The organism is uncultured Microbacterium sp., assembly GCF_963521695.1.
GTDB lineage: Bacteria > Actinomycetota > Actinomycetes > Actinomycetales > Microbacteriaceae > Microbacterium.
On sequence record NZ_CAUQWC010000052.1, the window covers coordinates 1 to 17,202 of the forward strand.

At 71.3% G+C, this 17,202-nt stretch carries 17 protein-coding genes; 9 read left to right on the forward strand and 8 right to left on the reverse strand.

What is annotated here, in order from left to right; all coding sequences use genetic code 11:
- Window positions 1-69: 69 nt before the first annotated feature.
- Window positions 70-705 (reverse strand): metal-dependent transcriptional regulator, encoded by a 636-nt coding sequence (locus tag RWP81_RS05915; protein ID WP_314453469.1) that lies wholly within the window; start codon window positions 703-705, stop codon window positions 70-72.
- A 9-nt stretch (window positions 706-714) separates the two neighbouring features.
- Window positions 715-2,151, reverse strand: a complete 1,437-nt coding sequence (locus RWP81_RS05920) for an Nramp family divalent metal transporter (RefSeq protein ID WP_314453471.1) — start codon at window positions 2,149-2,151, stop codon at window positions 715-717.
- Between the two features lie 366 nt (window positions 2,152-2,517).
- On the opposite strand from RWP81_RS05920, the gene RWP81_RS05925 reads away from it, so the two are divergent.
- Window positions 2,518-3,135 (forward strand): TrmH family RNA methyltransferase, encoded by a 618-nt coding sequence (locus tag RWP81_RS05925; protein ID WP_314453511.1) that lies wholly within the window; start codon window positions 2,518-2,520, stop codon window positions 3,133-3,135.
- 210 nt (window positions 3,136-3,345) lie between these two features.
- Here RWP81_RS05925 and RWP81_RS05930 read toward each other — a convergent pair whose 3' ends face one another.
- Window positions 3,346-4,674, reverse strand: coding sequence for an MATE family efflux transporter (locus tag RWP81_RS05930; RefSeq protein ID WP_314453474.1), 1,329 nt, complete (start codon window positions 4,672-4,674; stop codon window positions 3,346-3,348).
- 225 nt (window positions 4,675-4,899) lie between these two features.
- Between RWP81_RS05930 and RWP81_RS05935 the strand changes: the two genes are divergently transcribed.
- The 4 genes from RWP81_RS05935 to RWP81_RS05950 all read left to right on the forward strand — a co-directional run bounded on the left by RWP81_RS05935 (window position 4,900) and on the right by RWP81_RS05950 (window position 9,372).
- Complete coding sequence (locus RWP81_RS05935; RefSeq protein ID WP_314453477.1) at window positions 4,900-6,882, forward strand: M13-type metalloendopeptidase; 1,983 nt, start codon at window positions 4,900-4,902, stop codon at window positions 6,880-6,882.
- Between the two features lie 48 nt (window positions 6,883-6,930).
- A complete protein-coding gene (locus RWP81_RS05940) occupies window positions 6,931-7,893 on the forward strand; it encodes a serine hydrolase (protein WP_399540554.1) in 963 nt (320 codons plus the stop codon).
- 295 nt (window positions 7,894-8,188) lie between these two features.
- Complete coding sequence (locus RWP81_RS05945) at window positions 8,189-8,464, forward strand: hypothetical protein (protein WP_314453482.1); 276 nt, start codon at window positions 8,189-8,191, stop codon at window positions 8,462-8,464.
- Window positions 8,465-8,478: 14 nt separating this feature from the next.
- Window positions 8,479-9,372: an FHA domain-containing protein gene (locus RWP81_RS05950; RefSeq protein ID WP_314453485.1), complete on the forward strand. Its 894-nt coding sequence runs from the start codon at window positions 8,479-8,481 to the stop codon at window positions 9,370-9,372.
- Window positions 9,373-9,541: 169 nt separating this feature from the next.
- On the opposite strand, the gene purU is transcribed toward RWP81_RS05950, so the two are convergent.
- Both purU and RWP81_RS05960 read right to left on the reverse strand, forming a co-directional pair.
- A complete protein-coding gene (gene purU / locus RWP81_RS05955; RefSeq protein WP_314453487.1) occupies window positions 9,542-10,423 on the reverse strand; it encodes a formyltetrahydrofolate deformylase in 882 nt (293 codons plus the stop codon).
- Window positions 10,424-10,478: 55 nt separating this feature from the next.
- A complete protein-coding gene (locus RWP81_RS05960; RefSeq protein ID WP_314453490.1) occupies window positions 10,479-11,597 on the reverse strand; it encodes a zinc-binding alcohol dehydrogenase family protein in 1,119 nt (372 codons plus the stop codon).
- An 83-nt stretch (window positions 11,598-11,680) separates the two neighbouring features.
- On the opposite strand from RWP81_RS05960, the gene RWP81_RS05965 reads away from it, so the two are divergent.
- Together RWP81_RS05965 and RWP81_RS05970 are read left to right on the forward strand one after the other, a co-directional pair.
- Window positions 11,681-12,280 (forward strand): TetR family transcriptional regulator, encoded by a 600-nt coding sequence (locus RWP81_RS05965; protein WP_055953311.1) that lies wholly within the window; start codon window positions 11,681-11,683, stop codon window positions 12,278-12,280.
- Between the two features lie 10 nt (window positions 12,281-12,290).
- Entirely contained in the window at window positions 12,291-13,613 is a 1,323-nt protein-coding gene (locus RWP81_RS05970; protein ID WP_243223940.1) for a nitrate/nitrite transporter, read from the forward strand.
- 41 nt (window positions 13,614-13,654) lie between these two features.
- Here the strand turns inward: RWP81_RS05970 and RWP81_RS05975 are convergent, their stop codons facing one another.
- Window positions 13,655-14,056, reverse strand: a complete 402-nt coding sequence (locus tag RWP81_RS05975; RefSeq protein WP_314453496.1) for an MFS transporter permease — start codon at window positions 14,054-14,056, stop codon at window positions 13,655-13,657.
- A gap of 170 nt (window positions 14,057-14,226) precedes the next feature.
- Between RWP81_RS05975 and RWP81_RS05980 the strand changes: the two genes are divergently transcribed.
- Window positions 14,227-14,913, forward strand: a complete 687-nt coding sequence (locus tag RWP81_RS05980) for a GNAT family N-acetyltransferase (protein WP_314453500.1) — start codon at window positions 14,227-14,229, stop codon at window positions 14,911-14,913.
- A 36-nt stretch (window positions 14,914-14,949) separates the two neighbouring features.
- On the opposite strand, the gene RWP81_RS05985 is transcribed toward RWP81_RS05980, so the two are convergent.
- Complete coding sequence (locus tag RWP81_RS05985; RefSeq protein ID WP_314453503.1) at window positions 14,950-15,159, reverse strand: multidrug transporter; 210 nt, start codon at window positions 15,157-15,159, stop codon at window positions 14,950-14,952.
- Between the two features lie 5 nt (window positions 15,160-15,164).
- Window positions 15,165-15,977 carry an SDR family oxidoreductase gene (locus tag RWP81_RS05990; protein WP_314453506.1) on the reverse strand — a complete coding sequence of 271 codons (813 nt, stop codon included), beginning with the start codon at window positions 15,975-15,977 and terminating at the stop codon, window positions 15,165-15,167.
- A gap of 98 nt (window positions 15,978-16,075) precedes the next feature.
- Here RWP81_RS05990 and menC point away from each other — a divergent pair.
- Window positions 16,076-17,202, forward strand: a 1,127-nt coding sequence (gene menC, locus RWP81_RS05995) for an o-succinylbenzoate synthase (protein WP_314453508.1), incomplete at its 3' end; no start/stop codon positions are given.

A 17,202-nucleotide genomic window follows, 5' to 3' on the forward strand; every position in this document is an offset into this window, starting at 1 on the left:
GACGCGTACCGCCCCGACGCCCCGCCGCAGCGGAGTCGGGCCGTCAGCCGGACCGCGCGGCATCCCGTGTCAGGCCGTCAGCCAGACCGACCCGCCCGCCCCGGCGGGGAGGGTCACCTCGACGCCGTCGGCGCGCACCACCTCGTCGGACACCACCTCGAGCTCGTGCCCCACGTCGATGCGGCGTTCGACGAGCGCGCGCAGGAGCTCGGGGTCGCGATCGCTCACGCGCAGGACGCGTCCGGCGTGGCCGGTGGGCGCCTCGGTCAGGAGGACGAACGGTTCGCGGTGCACCGCGCCCTCGGCATCCGGAATCGCGTCGCCGTGCGGGTCGAACCGGGGCCGCCCGAGGCGCTCGTCGATGCCCTCGAGCAGGCGCTCGCTCAGCGCGTGCTCGAGCACTTCGGCTTCGTCGTGCACCTCGTCCCACGCGTACTCGAACTCGCGCACGAGCCAGGTTTCGATGAGCCGGTGACGGCGGATGACGCCGGCCGCACGACGAGCACCCGCGGCGGTCAGCGACACGGGTCCGTAGGGGCGATGCGTCACGAGACCTTGAGCTGCGAGCTTCTTCACCATCTCGGTCACGCTCGAGGGGGCGAGACCCAGCACGCTCGCGAGTTGCGAGGGGGTGATCGGCGTGTCCTGCCACTCGGTGTGGTGGTAGATCGCCTTGAGGTAGTCGTCGGATACGGGCGATTCCACGCCGTCAGCCTATCCGCCGGTGAACACCAGCCACAGGAGCACGACATTGAGGGTGATGAGGAACACGGATGCCACGACCCCGGCGACGGTCGTCAGGATGCGGTTGCGGTAGGCGCCGAGGACCGATCCCCGGGCCGTGAGCACGACGAGGGGGACGAGTGCGAACGGGATGCCGAACGACAGCACCACCTGGCTGAGCACCAGCGCGAGGGTCGGATCGACGCCCAGGGCGAGGATGACGAGCGCCGGCACGAGCGTGACGAGCCGGCGCACCATGAGGGGGATGCGCGCGTGGAGCAGGCCGTGCATGATCTCGGCGCCGGCGTAGGCGCCCACCGAGGTCGAGGCCAGCCCGCTCGCGAGCAGCCCGACGGCGAAGAGCGTCGCCACGAGGGGACCCAGTCCGTCGCGCAGGGCTGCGTAGGCGCCCTCGAGGCTGTCGGTGCCGTCGACCCCCGCGAGGTTCGCCGCCGCCAGCAGCAGGATCGCGAGATTGACCGTGCCGGCGACCGCGAGGGCGATCGTGACGTCCCAGCGGGTCGCCCGCAGTAGGCGTGGGGTGGAGATGCCGCGAGCCTGTTCGAGGCGGGAGTGCGCGGCGACCGTCGGGTCGGTCTCGGTCGCGGTCGGCGCCGTTGCCCGCGTCGACGTTCGTGAGGCGGTGCCGGAGTCCGGCATGCGGGGCCCTGACGGGGTGGCATCCGACGACGGTCGCGAGGAGGCGGCGGCCGACGTCGCGAGAACCGAAGCGGCCTCGATGCCGCCCGTCGGTGCGAATCGGTCGCGCGCCAGCGCCGAGTGCGCGTAGATGGCGTGCGGCATGATCGTCGCGCCGAGGATGGATGCCGCGAGCAGCACCGACTCCGTGCCCTCGAAGCGCGGAACCAGCCCGCCGATGACACCGTCGGCTGCGGGTGGGGCGAAGAACAGGCCGAACGAGAAGCCCACCGCGATGACGACGAGCAGGCCGATCAGCACGGTCTCGAACGCCCGCGCACCCCGCCGCGTCTGCACGAGCAGCAGGCCCATCGACACCACTCCCGTGATCGCGCCGCCCCAGAGCAAAGGGACGCCGAAGAGCAGATATAGGGCGACGGCTCCGCCGATGACCTCGGCGACGTCGGTCGCCATCGCGACGAGCTCGGCCTGCAGCCAGTACGCGCGGCGCGTCCACGGCCGGCGGATACGGCGTCCGAGCACCTGCGGCAGGCTCTCGCCCGTGACGATGCCGAGCTTCGCCGAGAGGTACTGGATCAACCAGGCCATGACGTTGCCCAGCACGACGACCCACACCAGCAGGTAGCCGAACGCGGCGCCGGCGGTCATGTTGCTGGCGACGTTGCCCGGGTCGAGGTAGGCGACGCCGGCGACCATCGCGGGACCCAGGAGCCAGAGGGCGCGGCCCGGCGCGTGACGTCGATCCACGGCATCCGCTGTTTTCGGCATGCCGAAAAGTTATCAGGATTTCGGGTGGCCGAAAAGAATGGGGCGTCTGCCGTTCGGCCCCGCATGGCCGCCGAGGTCACACGATCCGTCCGACCGCACCCGATCTGCGCCGTGCGGATCGCGTGACCTCGCGCGGAACGTGTGATCTCGGCGTCGGTGCGGCCTGCGGCGGGGCGACGGGCGGCCACGCTGCGCCGGTAGCCTGGGGCGGTGACGGATGCCGACGAGACCACGACGGCGTCCGGAACCACGGGCGATGCCGAGCGGGCGGATGCTGAGCGGGCGGATGCCGGGCGGGCGGATGCCGGGCGGGCGGATGCCGCGAGCGATACGCCGCAGCCCCGGCGTGCCCCTGCAGATGCGGCGCTGGGCGACGAACTACCCGTCGGCGTGACCCACGGGGTCGGACCCTGGCCGGGTGAATGGCCCGACGACCCGCGCTACGACCCCGCACTGCTCGCCGATGGCGACACCCGCAACGTGGTCGACCCCTACCGGTACTGGACGATGGAGGCGATCGTCGCCGATCTCGACGCGAAGCGGCATCCGTTCCACGTCGCCATCGAGAACTGGCAGCACGACCTCAACATCGGCTCGATCGTGCGCAGCGCCAACGCCTTCCTCGCCGCCGAGGTGCACATCGTGGGCAAGCGCCGCTGGAACCGGCGCGGGGCCATGGTGACCGACCGGTACCAGCATGTTCGGCACCACGAAGACGTCGCGGCATTCGCCGCCTGGGCGCGCGAGGCGGGCTTGCCCGTGATCGCCGTCGACAACGTCGAGGGATCGGTGCCCGTCGACCGGGCGGATCTGCCCGAGGCCTGCGTGCTGTTGTTCGGGCAGGAGGGGCCGGGGTTATCGCCCGAGGCGATCGCCGCAGCCTCCGAGGTGGTCGAGATCACGCAGTACGGCTCGACGCGCTCGATCAACGCGGCCTCGGCGGCGGCCGTGATCATGTACGAGTGGTGCCGCCGCTGGGCGTGAGTCGCGCGGTCCGGTCCCTTCGACGGGCTCAGGGACCTTGGCCGTGCGCGGGGCTCGGCCGCGGGGGCGTGAGTGGCGCGGTGGTGAGGGGCCGGTCCCTTCGACGGGCTCAGGGACCTCGGTCGTGCGGGCTCAGCCGCGGGGTGGGAGCCGTGGCGCGGCCGGGGACCGGCGTCTGTGACGCGCTCGGAGGCCTCGGTCGCGCGGGGCTCAGCCGCCGGCCGTCATCCAGGACTTCCCGCGTACCCGCAGGCCCAGGGTGAGCGCCCGCGCGAGCATGTAGACGCCGAAGAACGCCGCGGCCACCCAGGCGAGTCCCGCCGCACCACCGCCGGCGAACATCGCGACGGGCACGAGCGCCGGCACGTAGGGGACGAGGTTCAGCACCCCGGCGAGGGCGAGGTAGCGCGCGTCACCCGCACCGATGAGCACACCGTCGAGCACGAAGACGAACGCGGCGAGCGGCTGCGCCACCGCGAGCACGAGCAGCGCCGGCTGGATGAGGGCGGCGATCTCGGCATCCCCCGTGAAGACGAGACCGAGCACGCCCGACGACACCGCGACCAGGCTTCCGACCGCCACCCCGAACCACACGCCCCACGCGCTCGTGCGAGCGAGGACGCGCCCGACCGTGTCGGTGTCACCGGCGCCGAGCGCCCGCCCGATCAGCGCCTGCGCGGCGATCGCCAGTGCGTCGAGCGCGAACGCGGCCGTGGAGAAGATGGTGAACGCGATCTGCCAGCCCGCCAGCTCGGCCGAACCGAGACCGGTGGCCACCGCGACGGTTGCGAGGAAGGCCGCGCGCAGGCTGACCGTGCGGAGGAACAGCCAGCCGCCCGATCGCACGGTACCTCCGAGGCCGTCGCGCTGCGGACGGACGGATGCCGCGTGCAGACGTGCAAGGCGCCGCACGACCAGCACGTAGGCGCCCACCATGCCCCACTGGGCCGCGACCGTGCCCACGGCGGAGCCGGCGATGCCCCACCCGAAGCCGTAGATGAACAGGGCGTTCAAGGCCGCGTTCGCGCCGAAGCCCAGGCCCGCGATCCACAGCGGGGTGACGGTGTTCTGCATGCCGCGCAGCAGACCGGTCGCCGCGAAGACGACCAGCATCGCGGGAAGGCCCCACATCGAGATCGTCAGATAGGTGCGGGCGTTCTCGGCGACATCGGGCGCCGCACCGAACAGGTCGACGACCAGAGGCGAGAGGATCGACCCCACCGCGGCCAGCACCGCGCCGAGCGCGAGGGCCAACCACATGCCGTCGATGCCCACCGACACGGCGCGTCCGGGTTCGCCCGCACCGAACCGTCGGGCGACGGCCGGGGTGGTCGCGTAGGCGAGGAACACCATGAGCCCGACGATCGTGTGCAGCACTGCCCCGGCGATGCCGAGGCCCGCCAGCGGAGCGACGCCGAGGTGCCCGATCATCGCGGCGTCGACGATGAGGAACAGCGGCTCGGCGATGAGCGCGCCGAGCGCCGGAACGGCGAGCCGCAGAATGGAGCGGTTCAGCGTCTCTGGCGGCGAGGTCGTCACTCTCCGAGCCTAGGACGCACCCCCGACATCGTCCGGCGACGGCGGGCCGCCGCGTGGTCGGCGTATGCGTAACGTCAGCGATATGCCTTGCCTCAGGCGCAGCCGCGTGGATGCCGCTGAGTGTGAGCCCATTGCTGGGGTTGCGCGCGCGGCGGCCCGCCACACCCGCCCCCACCTCCCGCCCACTCGGAGCCGGCACAGAGAACCGGCCTTTATCCTGTCTGCATGACCGACATCCCCCGCTCCTCCGGTCTCGCGCTCGACGAGCTCAGCGACGAGATCCGCCCCCAGGACGACCTGTTCCGCCACGTGAACGGCCGTTGGCTGGAGCGCACCGAGATCCCCGACGACAAGGCCCGCTGGGGCTCCTTCCACCTCATCGCCGAGCAGGCCGAGGCCGACGTCCGCACCATCGTCCAGGAGTCGCAGGATGCCGAGCCGGGCACCGAGGCCCGCAAGATCGGCGACCTGTTCGCGAGTTTCATGGACACCGCGCGCATCGAGGCGCTCGGCCGCGAGCCGCTGGCGCCGCAGCTCGGGCGCGTCGACGGCGTCGACGGCATCCCCTCCTTCCTGCGACTCGTCGGCGAGCTCGAGCGCGACGGCCTCAGCGGCCTGCTCACCCTGTTCGTCGAGCCCGACCCGGGCGACCCCACGCGCTACGTGCCCGTGATCTACCAGGGCGGCATCTCGCTGCCCGACGAGAGCTACTACCGACTCGAGAACTTCGCCGAGACGCGTGAGGTGTACCGCGGGCACATCGCGCGCATCCTCGAGCTCGCCGGAGTCGCCGAGGCCGCGGCATCCGCCGATCGTGTCTTCGCGCTCGAGGCCGAGATCGCCTCCGCGCACTGGTCGCGGGAAGACAGCCGCGACTCGGTGAAGACCTACAACCTCAAGACGTGGGGCGACGTCGTTGCGCTCTCGGGCGTCGACCTCGATCCGTGGCGGGCCGGAGTGGCGCCGGGTCACGACGACGCGTTCGCCGAGGTGGTCGTGTACCAGCCGAGCTTCGTCGAGTCGCTCGGCGGGCTTCTCGTCGAGGAGCGTCTCGAGGACTGGAAGGCATGGCTGCGCTTCAAGATCGTGCACGCGGCGGCGGCTTTCCTCTCCGACGACTTCGTGGCCGAGAACTTCGCGTTCTACGGCACGCAGCTCACCGGCGTCCCGGTCAACCGCGAGCGGTGGAAGCGCGGCGTGAGCCTGGTGGAGGCGGCGCTGGGCGAGGCGATCGGCAAGGTGTATGTCGAGCGGCACTTCAAGCCGGCGGCGAAGGATGCCATGGACGGCCTCGTCGCCGACCTGATCGAGGCGTACCGCCGCTCGATCCGGAATCTCGAGTGGATGACCGACGAGACGCGCGAACGCGCGCTCGCCAAGCTCGACACCTTCGTCCCCAAGATCGGCTACCCGGTGCGGTGGAAGGACTACTCCGACGTCGAGGTCGATCCGACCGACCTCGTCGGCAACGTCCGCCGCGCGCACGTGTGGGAGCACGACCGCCAGCTCGCGAAGGTCGGCCAGCCGATCGACCGCGACGAGTGGTACATGACCCCGCAGACGGTCAACGCGTACTACAACCCGCTCATGAACGAGATTGTGTTCCCCGCGGCGATCCTCCAGTACCCCTTCTTCGACGCCGATCGCGACGCCGCCGCCAACTACGGCGGGATCGGGGCGGTCATCGGTCACGAGATCGGACACGGCTTCGACGATCAGGGCAGCCGCTTCGACGCCGACGGGTCGCTTCGCGACTGGTGGACGGATGCCGACCGCGCGGCCTTCGAGGAGCGCACGAAGGCCCTCGTCGCCCAGTACGAGGCTCTCGTGCCGCAGGGCCTCGGCGACGAGCACCACGTCAACGGGGAGCTCACCATCGGTGAGAACATCGGCGACCTGGGGGGCCTGGGCATCGCGATCGCCGCGTACCGCCTCTTCCTCGCGGAGCAGGGTGAGACCGAGGGTGACGGGCCGCTGGTCGACGGGTACACGGGGATCCAGCGCCTGCTGCTGAGCTGGGCGCAGATCTGGCAGCAGAAGGGCCGGGATGCCGAGACCATCCGCCTTCTCACCATCGACCCGCACTCGCCGAACGAGTTCCGGTGCAATCAGATCGTGCGTAACATCGACGCGTTCTACGCGGCCTTCGACGTCGCCGAGGGCGATGCGCTGTGGCTGGACGCCGACCAGCGCGTCACCATTTGGTGAGGTCGCGTTTGTTGTCTTCCTGACGCAGAAGGAGCCACGCTCGTGGGCATGCCCCCGGTTCCCGAGCCCGCCCTGCCCGATCCCGTCGGCGGGCCGGTGGCGTCGTCGCGGCGCGACGCCCCGGCCCTCCGCGGTGCAGGCCGCAAAGGACCCAAACGACTGCCGCGACGCGCGGCGGCGGGGAGGCGCTCGTTCACGGCGACGTTGCGGGCCCTCGACGAGCTGGCGGCGTCCGGTGCTCAGGTGTCGGTGCGCATCGACGACCTCGACGGGGGCGCCCAGGTGCTCGCGGGCGACGACTTCGTCACCCTTCCGGTCGGCGGGCTGGGGGTCGTGCCCCTGCTGATCGAAGTGGCCGCGGCTTTCGAGGATGGGCGCATCGAACCGCTCGAGATCCTCGATCGCGCCGCCGTGCAGGGCGCCGCCCACGGGGGCGTGTGGCAGCACCTGAAGGCGCCGGCCCTGCCGCTTATCGATGTCGCGATGCTCGCGGCGTCGTCGGGCGACGCTCTCGCCGTCAACGCGCTGCTGCACCGGGTGGGCCTTCAGGCCGTGCGCGCCCGGATCGAGCAGCTGGGGCTTCGGCGGACCGCCCTGCTCGACCGGTTCCGCGACGACCGCGGCCCCGACGACGCACCTCACCTCGCCCTCTCGACCGCGCGCGAGATGGCACAGGTGTTCGCGGGGCTGGTGAACTCGACCGTCGTCTCGCCCGGTGTCAGCGCGCAGGTCGCCGAGTGGCTGAGCTTGAACCACGATCTCTCGCTCGTGGCATCCGCCACCGGGCTCGATCCCTTCGCGCACGAGAACGACCAGCACGGGTTGCTGTTCGTGAACAAGACCGGCCGTGCGGCGGGGGTGCGCGCCGAGGCGGGCGTTCTCGGCGGTCCCCGCGCGGGGGTCGCCTACGCGCTCATCGTCAACTTCGACGACCTCACGATCGCGCACCGGCTCCGCGCGCACGACGCGTTCCGGGTGCTCGGCGTCGAACTCATGGAGTACGTGTACTGACGAGCGGACCGCCGACGGGTGTTGTGTCGCGGACGTGCACGACTCGATCGCGTCGTTGGAGCGGCGGTTGGCGAGCCTCGAGAAGGCGTTCGGCTGACGGTCGTACGGCCCCGCCAGGGTGGGGCGGTGGTGCCATGGGGACGGCGCACCGCGGGCGCCGGGCTCTTCCCGGAAGGGCGGTCGGGAACCGTCCCCCTCCGGCGGCGAGAACGCAATCCCTCCCGGGCGTCACCTCCTCGCTGGGACCCTGGGGGCCACCGACCGAAACAGCTTGAACGAAAGGTAACCCGAGGCCATGTCCGACTCCTCTCCCACCACCGACCCGTTCGCCGACTCCAGCGGACCCGAGGGCCACTCCATCACCGACTGGACCGACCTCGGTCGCGAGATGTGGTCCTACCTGACCGGCCGCGGCGCTGCGGTCAACTACTCCTTCGTCGACATGACGGTCGAGGTGCCCCGCGATATCGGCCCCGACGCCCCGCGTGCGACGTGGAAGCTCAACGGCACCCTCCGCGTGACCACGAGCGACGACACCGCGGCCGGGTCCGACCCGCACCGCGGTAGCTGAGGGGCGGCGCCGACATGGTGCGCCTCGACATCGACCTCGCCTTCTCGGAGCACGAGCAGGGCGAGGATGCCGACACCCCACCGTTCGAGGGAACGATCACGGCCAAGGGATCCGAGGTGCGCATCGTCGTCAGCGACCCCTCCCGACTGCCGGGTAATGGCCGGCGGACACTGACGGAGCTGTCCACGGTCGCCGACGCCCTGGCATCCCGAGGCATCTCGGTCAAGGTGGAGGGGCCGGACGGTCCGATCCTGCACCTCGGCGATGTGAAGAAGAGCGTTCTGCAGCGGGCGATTACCGGTTCGCGGCACATCCGGTTGGGATCGGTCGGGGCTGTCGCGCCGCTGTTGACGCGACGCAACAAGGGGCAGGCGCTGACCTTTCCCATCCCGCCGGAGACGCCGTTCCCGCTGGTGCCGACGGTGGGGCGCACCGTTCGTCGTCGCATCACCACGACGCACTACACACCCGGCTCGGGGCGTCCGCGACTCATCTTCGCCGTCGGCGACGCGAGCTGGGACGGCTCGCGACCGCGCGAGTTCGACCTGCTGCCGACCAAGACGGTCATCGGGTCCGGCGAAGAGGCCGACCTGCGGCTGCCGGGCCTGGCGCCCGTGCACGCCGAGATCCGCCACGAGGGCGACGACGAATACGTGCTGTACGGCTTCGACGTGGTCGGCGGCGGCGGGGCGCGCGAGCAGGGTCCGGGCCGCGACGGCGGCGGGCGGATCCTCCGCACCGGCGCCCGCATCGAGCTCGGCGAGTGGCGCCTAGCGTACTTCCGCGCCGAATTCGCCGATCACGGCCGTCCGTACGGTGGCCGCATCGGGGGCGAGCTCTCGCGTCAGCGTCGGCAGCCGCCGCGCGGCGGCAGCGGTCCACTCAGCCGCGCGGGCGAACCCGACTGAGACGGCGGGTGGGCTGCCGAGTGCCGGACGCCGAATGCCGGATGCGGCGTGGATGGTGCGCCCGTCGACATCACACGTTCGTGTCGAGATCACGGCCACCGGTTCCGTCGATGGGTGTCGTCTCGTCGCGAGCGCGTGATCTCGGCGCCGTCGCACGCCCGGCGCCGCGTCAGAAGACGATCGTGTGGTTCCCGTCGCGCAGCACGCGGTCTTCGGCGTGCCACAGCACGGCGCGCGCGAGCACCTGGCGCTCGACGTCGGCGCCGCGGCGGGCGAGTTCGGCGGCGGAGTCGGCGTGGGTCACGCGCACGGTGTCCTGCTCGATGATCGGGCCCTCGTCGAGGTCGCTCGTGACGTAGTGCGAGGTGGCGCCGATGAGCTTGACGCCGCGTTGCTTGGCCTTCTTGTACGGCTCCGCGCCGATGAAGGCCGGCAGGAACGAGTGGTGGATGTTGATGACCGGCACGCCGATCTTGTCGAGGAAGTCGGGCGAGAGGATCTGCATGTACCGCGCCAGCACGATGAAGTCGACGTTGCCGACGAGCAGCTCGAGGATGCGGGCCTCGGATGCCGACTTGTCGGGCCCGGGCGTCGACGGCACGTGGAAGAAGGGAACGCCGAAGGATCGCACGTCGTCGGCCGAGGTGGTGTGGTTCGAGACGACCATCGAGATGCTGACGGGGAGGTCGCCGCGACGGTGGCGCCAGAGCAGGTCGAGGAGGCAGTGGTCCTGCTTCGACGACAGGATGGCCATGCGCTTCGGCGTCGACAGGTCGGTGAGGTTCCACTCGAGCTCGAAGCCGTCGCCGAGTGTTCTCGCGAGGTCGGCCTCGATCTCGGGCAGGGCCGCGGGCAGGTCGGGACGGTGGAACACCACGCGCTGGAAGTACGCGCCCCCGCGCAGCTGGTCGGAGTACTGGTCGAAGGCGACGACGTTGCCGCCCTGGCGCGCGATCAGGGCCGAGACCGCGGCGATGATGCCGGGGGTGTCCTTGCCGTGCACGATGAGGCAGGCGTGATCGGGCTGCAGGTGGGGGCTCGCGGAGACCATCGGACCATTCTGCCGTGCCCGGATGACGCCGCCGACCACGCGTCTGTGCGCCGTGTCACAGCCGCACGACCACCTTCCTCGCCGAGACGCCCGCACGCTGCCGATCAAGCGCCCCCTGCAGGGTGTCGAGGCCCGTTCCGACCACCAGTGGCGCGGGTACCGGGCGGAGGGCCCCCTCGGAGAGGGCGCGCGGAACGACCTCGCCCCACAGGCGGGGTCCGACCTCGTCGTCGCGCAGGCTGCTCCCCCACACGAACCCTGCGCGGATGCCGGAGTGGCGGGCGCGCAGCGCCGATCGCGCCGTCGCGAGGCCGATGCGCGAGAAGACGGGGATCATCGCGGGGAGGAGGCGGCGACGGCCCACCAGGTCGGCGAGCGAGATAGGGGTGCTGGCCATGGCCAGCCGCGTCCCGCCGGTGCGGCGCAGGACCTCGATGCAGGCGTCGGTCGACCCGGCGCCCAAGGCGACCGCTCCCGCGACGGGGCGGGAGCCGATCGCGGCGACGAGGTCGTCCACTGCCGTGGGTGCGTGATGATCGGCCCCGTACTCCGCGCCGAGGTCGCGCACCAGGTCGGCGTTGCGGGCCGACGCGGTGGTGACGACGTCGTATCCGGCGGCGCGTGCGAGTTGGATCGCGTTCAGCCCCACACTGGTCGATCCGCCCCAGACCACCACCACCTCGCGTGTTCGCGCGTCGCCCTGCTCCGTCGGCATCCGGAGTCCGAGGTGGGCGGGTTGGAACAGCGCGCAGGCGGCCGTCGAGAGGGCGAGGGGGAGCACCGCGGCCTCGTCGTCGGTCCAGGCGTCGGGAGTGGGGGCGGCGAGGCGTTCGAGCAGGACGGAGTACTCCTGGAACGCACCCTCGCGCACCGCGTCGCGCCCGCGATCCGTGCCGGTCGCGAGCCCGAACACGCGCTGGCCGACGTGGAAGCGCGTGACGTCCGAGCCGATCGCGACGACCTCGCCCGCGATGTCGGAGCCGAGTACCGCGGGGGTGTGCAGCCAGCGGTAGGTGATGCGGCTGGTGCCCTGGACGACCCAGTCGACGGGATTCACCGCCACGACGCGCACGCGGACCAGGATCTCGTCGCGAGCCGGTTCGGGGGTCGCTGTCGGTCGGACGGCGAGGCGGGCGCGGGGAGTGGGCATGACGGCCGCGAGGTGGGAGGACATGGAGACCTTTCGGCAGTGATGACACGCAGTGTCCTCACTATACGACCTGATGACACCAGGTGTCTTCGTTTATGCTCGACCGCATGGGCAGATGGGCTCCCGACACGAGGGAACGGCTGCGCGAGGCCGCGCTCGACCTGTTCCGAGAGCGCGGATTCGCCGCCACGACGGTTCCCGACATCGTCGAGCGTGCGGGAGTCACGCGGCGCACCTTCTTCCGCCACTTCAGCGACAAGCGGGAGGTCTTCTTCGGCGACGACGAGATCCCCCGGCTCGCGACCACCCTCCTCGCGGCGGCCCCCGCGGAGGCGCCGGCTTTCGATGTCGCCTGGGCCGGTCTGCACGCGCTCGCCGCCGACCGTTTCGAGCCCCGGCGCGCGCAGATGGTCGTTTCCCGCCGGATCATCGAGACGGAGCCCGCCCTTCGCGAACGCGATCTGCAGAAGCAGGCCGATCTGCGGGAAGCGATCCGCGAGGGGTGCGCCGCGCGCGGCGTCGACCCGCTCACGGCCCGCGTTACCGCCGGGGTCACGGTCGACCTGCTGCAGACCGCGCTCGAGCAGTGGCTCGCCGACGACGCGGGGCAGCCGCTGGTCCGGCACCTCGACGAGGTGCGGCGCCGCATGGCCGGCGTGCTGGGCGGGGTGCCCGGGTCCGCGTCCGGTGTCGGTGGTCCCCGTTAGCCTGGAACACGTGACCAGCACCCTCCGCCTCGACCGGCCGGGTTGGCGCACCTGGACGCTGTGGATCGTCGGCGTGCTCGCCTACGTCGTGTCCATCATCAACCGCACGTCGCTCTCGGCCGTCGGTGTGGATGCCGCGGTGCGCTTCGACGCCGACGCCTCGGCGCTGTCGATGTTCGCCGTCATCCAGCTCTTCGTCTACGGCGCGATGCAGATTCCCGTCGGACTCCTCCTCGACCGGTTCGGCGCGCGCCCGATGATCGCGATCGGCATGGTGCTGATGGCGGTGGGGCAGCTCGTCATGGCCTTCGCGGATGCCGTGGGGATCGGCATCCTGGCCCGTGTGCTCATCGGCGCGGGCGACGCGATGATCTTCCCGAGTGTGCTGCGTGTGATCGCGACGTGGTTCCCCGCGCAACGTGCGCCGGTGCTCGTGCAGCTGACGGGCATCATCGGTCAGCTCGGACAGATCGTCGCGGTGGTGCCGCTCGCAGCGCTTCTGCACGCCACGAGCTGGAGCATCGCGTTCGGCAGCGTCGCGGGTCTCGGGGTGCTGTTCGCCGTCCTCACGTACGCGATCATCCGCAACCGTCCGCCGGAACGCCGGGACGACCCCGTCGACACCTCCGTCGACACGCAGACCGGCGCGATCAGGGTGGTGCGGTCGGCGCCCGATCTGCGCCAGGGCTTCCGTGAGTCGTGGGCGCACCCGGGCACGCGTCTGGGCTTCTGGTCGCACTTCGCGACGCCGTTCGCGGGAACGGCCTTCATGCTGCTGTGGGGCTTTCCCTTCCTCACTGCGGGGGAGGGGTTGGAGCCGGCGACGGCGTCGCTCGTGATGACCTCGCTCGTCCTGTTCAGCATCCTGAGCGGTCCGGTCATCGGGGCGCTGTCGAGCCGGCATCCGACGCGCCGTTCCCGCTGGCTGGTGCTGCCGACGGTCGTCTTCCAGGCGGTGGTCTGGATCGTCGTCATCGCGTGGCCGGGGCCGGCGCCGGTGTGGCTGCTGGTCGTGCTGATGTTCGCGTTGTCGACGGGCGGTCCGGCGTCCATGATCGCGTTCGATCACGCCCGCACGTTCACCCCCAGCCACCGCCTCAGCACGGCGACCGGGATCGTCAACGGCGGAGGCTTCCTCGCGGCGCTCCTCGCCATCCTCTTCATCGGTATCGCCATGGACGTCCAGGGGGCGGGGACCCCCGACACCTACACGCTGGACGCGTTCCGTCTCGCGTTCCTCACGCAGGTCCCTCTGTGGCTCGTCGGAGGGATCGCCATCGTCATCGAGCGAGGCCGCACCATCCGGCACGTGGGCGGCGTGCTCCCCCGCTGACGCAACGGCGCCGTCGGCGTACCCGTCGAGCGGGGCCGGCGTCAGCCGCCGGTCACCCGCTGCCAGAGGTCGACGACGATCGGCACGATGTCCGACGCCCGGTCGGCGGAACCGACGGCGACGGCGATGAGGGGGAACACCGTGACCGCGAGGGCGACGATCACCGCGATGATCGCGAGGGTCCACGACATCCACGGACGGCGTCGTGTGACGGCCAGCAGCAGCGCACCGGCCACGACCAGCAGGCCGAGCAGGGTCACGCCGGTGACGCTTCCGAGGGGGAAGGGCACGAGCCCCGCCGTGCTCGCCGTGGTCGCGGCGAGGAAGCCCACCAACGGCAGGTAGAGCGCCAGCGCGATGATGGCCGCGAGAGCGGCGCCGACGCCGGTGGCGACGTACACGCCACGGGGCCGGCGCGCGCGCGAGGAGGATACGCGCCTCACGAGAGCACCCCGGACGACGGCTCGCTGCGGTCAGTGAGCGTGGTTGCCATGTCGTTGTCCTCTCCTCGGTGACGCTGTCGTTCGCCTGCACCAGTGAGACGCGCCGCGGCGGTGAAACGTCACGCGGGAACGGCGCCTGCGGGAGGAGTCGGCGGTGCGAGACTCGACGCATGAACGCGATCGACATCCGCACCCTGGACGACGTCGACGGCATCCACGAAGCCGCCCGCGTCCTCGACGAGGTGTGGGGCGAGCGGGGCACGATGCCGGCGAACATCCTGCGGGCCCTCGAGCACGCGGGCAACTACGTCGTCGGCCTGTTCGACGGCGACCGGATGATCGGTGCCTCGGCGTCCTTCTTCGGCCCGCCCGCCGAGAGGTCGATGCACTCGCACATCACCGGCATTCTGCCCGGTCATCAGGGGAGGGGCCTCGGGCGGCAGCTCAAGGAGCATCAGCGCGCCTGGGCACTCGATCGTGGCGTCGGACACATCACCTGGACGTTCGACCCGTTGGTGGCGAGGAACGCCCACTTCAACCTCGCGGTCCTCGCCGCCCGTGCGACCGAGTACCTCGTCGACCACTACGGCGCGATGGCGGATGCCGTGAACCGCGGCGACGAGTCGGATCGCCTCATGGTGAAATGGGCGCTCGCGGAGCCGCCCGCGCCGAGGCCGACGGATGCCGAGACCCTCGCCGTCGTGGCCGTACCCGCCGACATCGAAGCCCTCCGTCGGAGCGACCCCCCGGCCGCCGCCGAGTGGCGCCGGCGCCTACGCGACGATCTCGGCGGGCACCTGGCATCCGGTCACCGGATCGGCGGGTTCGACCGCTGCGGCTACCTGATCGTGAGGTGATGCGCGGGGGCGCCGCATCGGTTCGCCCCCGCACGGTCACTGCTCGCTGATCGGCACGTCTTTCTCCGCCGCCGGGTCTCCCTGGCCGGGTCCCGGACGCACCGCGGCGTCGTCGCGCACGTCGATGCGCGTGACACCATCGTGCTCGCTCACGTCGAAGCGCGGGGCCGCGTCTTCCTCGGTCGCCTTCGGGGCACTCGTCAGCTGATCGTGGCGGTTCTCTTCGAAGCTCTTCTCGTCGCCCATCGTTCTCACTCCTCGCCGGCCGAACGCCAGGCGTCCGACTCCATGTGAGAGCCCGCCTGCGGGCCCATGTGCAGCATCCCGCCGTCGACGACCCAGCTCGCGCCCGTCACGTACGAGCCCGACGGCGACGCGAGGAAACGGATGACGTCGGCGATCTCCTCGGGCTTGCCGGGGCGGCCGAGGGGGATGCCGGGGCGGTGGATGCGGTCGGCGTCCTCCGCCGACATGTCGTTGATGGGGGTGGCGATCTCCCCGGGGGCGACGGCGTTCGCCGTGATCCCGTACTGGCCGAGCTCGAGGGCCATCGTCTTGATCAGACCGCCGACGCCGTGCTTCGCGGCGACGTACGGTGCCGATCCGACACGCGGCTGGTGCTCGTGCACGCTCGAGACGACGATGAGCCGGCCCCCGTTCCCGGCCTTCACCATGCGGCGGGCAGCCGTGTGCAGGGCGAGGAAGGCGCCGTCGAGGTTCAGCGAGATGTCGGTGCGCCAGGTGTCGAAGTCGAGGTCGAGGAACGAGCCGCCGACACCGCCGCCGGCGTTGTTGACGAACACGTCGAGACCGCCGAGCTCGTCGGCCATGGCGTTGACGGCATCCGGGACCGCGTCGAAATCAGTCGCATCGAACTGCGCGACGGTCGCGCGCGACCCGCGGGCACGCACTTCGTCGGCGACCTTCTCGGCACCGTCCTTGTCGGAGTGGTAGGTGATCGCGACGTCGAGACCGGCGTCGGCGAGGGCGAGGGCGGTGGCCGCGCCGATGCCCGAGTCGGAGCCGGTGACGATCGCGTGGCGGGGGGTGAAGTCGTCGCTCATTGTCCCGACGGTACGCGCGCGGCTTGCCGCCGCCCGCGGCCTTGCCACGGCCCGGCGCGGACGTTACGGTCGCGGTCCGACCCCGCTACCCTGCCCCCATGCCCCTCACCCGCTCAGCTTCGCCCGTGACCCTGGATGCCGTGGAGCTCCGCGTGCTGCAGATCCCCCTCGTGTCGCCCTTCACGACGTCGTTCGGCACCGAGACGGTGCGGGAGGTCATCATCGTCACGGCCGAGACGTCCGACGGACGCGGGTGGGGCGAGGTCGTCACGCAGTCGGAGCCGTCGTACTCCAGCGAGTACACGCAGGGGGCGTGGGACGTGCTCGCCCGCTTCCTCGCCCCGGCCCTGCTGCAGCGCCGCACGCTCGCGCCCGAAGAGGTCGGCGGCATCCTCGACCGGGTCATCGGGCACCGCATGGCCAAGGCGGGTCTCGAGCTCGCCGTCATCGACGCGGCCCTCCGCGCCGAGGGCCTCAGCTTCGCGCGGTACCTCGGCGCCGAGAAAGGCAGGGTTCCCTCGGGCGTCTCGGTCGGCATCCAGCGCGATCCCGCCTCCCTGGTCGACGCCGTCGGCGGGTACCTCGACGAGGGCTACGTGCGCATCAAGATCAAGATCAAGCCCGGTCGCGATATCGACGACACTGCGGCCGTGCGTGCGGCTTTCGGTGGCATCCCGCTGCAGGTCGACGCGAATTCGGCCTACACGCTCCAGGATGCCGAGCTCCTCGCCGAGCTGGACCGCTTCGACCTGCTGCTGATCGAGCAACCCCTGCAGGAAGACGACCTGGTCGATCACGCGACCCTCGCGAAACGCCTGACCACCCCGGTGTGCCTCGACGAGTCGATCGTGTCCGACAAGGCGGCAGCGGATGCCCTCGCGTTGGGGTCGGCGGCGATCCTCAACATCAAGGCGGGACGCGTCGGCGGATACCTCGAGGCCGTCGCGATCCACGACCGCGCGGTGGCCGCCGGCATCCCCGTGTGGTGCGGGGGCATGCTCGAGACGGGGATCGGACGCGCCGCCAACGCCGCCCTGGCCGCCCTCCCGGGCTTCACGCTGCCCGGTGACATTTCGGCATCCTCCCGCTTCTACGATCGCGACATCGTCACCGAACCCGCCGTGTTGGAGGACGGACACGTGCGGGTGCCCACCGGCGCGGGGCTGGGCGTCGAGATCGACGCGGCGGCGCTGGAGGCCTTCACCGTGCGCCGCGAGCGGATCAC

Excerpts from the sequence above, each read along its gene's own strand:
- RWP81_RS05920 (WP_314453471.1), bottom strand. The coding sequence starts at position 2,151 with ATGCCGAAAACAGCGGATGCCGTGGATCGACGTCACGCGCCGGGCCGC.
- RWP81_RS05935 (WP_314453477.1), top strand. The coding sequence starts at position 4,900 with ATGACCGACATCCCCCGCTCCTCCGGTCTCGCGCTCGACGAGCTCAGC.
- RWP81_RS05940 (WP_399540554.1), top strand. The coding sequence starts at position 6,931 with ATGCCCCCGGTTCCCGAGCCCGCCCTGCCCGATCCCGTCGGCGGGCCG.
- RWP81_RS05945 (WP_314453482.1), top strand. The coding sequence starts at position 8,189 with ATGTCCGACTCCTCTCCCACCACCGACCCGTTCGCCGACTCCAGCGGA.
- RWP81_RS05950 (WP_314453485.1), top strand. The coding sequence starts at position 8,479 with ATGGTGCGCCTCGACATCGACCTCGCCTTCTCGGAGCACGAGCAGGGC.
- purU (WP_314453487.1), bottom strand. The coding sequence starts at position 10,423 with ATGGTCTCCGCGAGCCCCCACCTGCAGCCCGATCACGCCTGCCTCATC.
- RWP81_RS05960 (WP_314453490.1), bottom strand. The coding sequence starts at position 11,597 with ATGTCCTCCCACCTCGCGGCCGTCATGCCCACTCCCCGCGCCCGCCTC.
- RWP81_RS05965 (WP_055953311.1), top strand. The coding sequence starts at position 11,681 with ATGGGCAGATGGGCTCCCGACACGAGGGAACGGCTGCGCGAGGCCGCG.
- RWP81_RS05980 (WP_314453500.1), top strand. The coding sequence starts at position 14,227 with ATGAACGCGATCGACATCCGCACCCTGGACGACGTCGACGGCATCCAC.
- RWP81_RS05985 (WP_314453503.1), bottom strand. The coding sequence starts at position 15,159 with ATGGGCGACGAGAAGAGCTTCGAAGAGAACCGCCACGATCAGCTGACG.
- RWP81_RS05990 (WP_314453506.1), bottom strand. The coding sequence starts at position 15,977 with ATGAGCGACGACTTCACCCCCCGCCACGCGATCGTCACCGGCTCCGAC.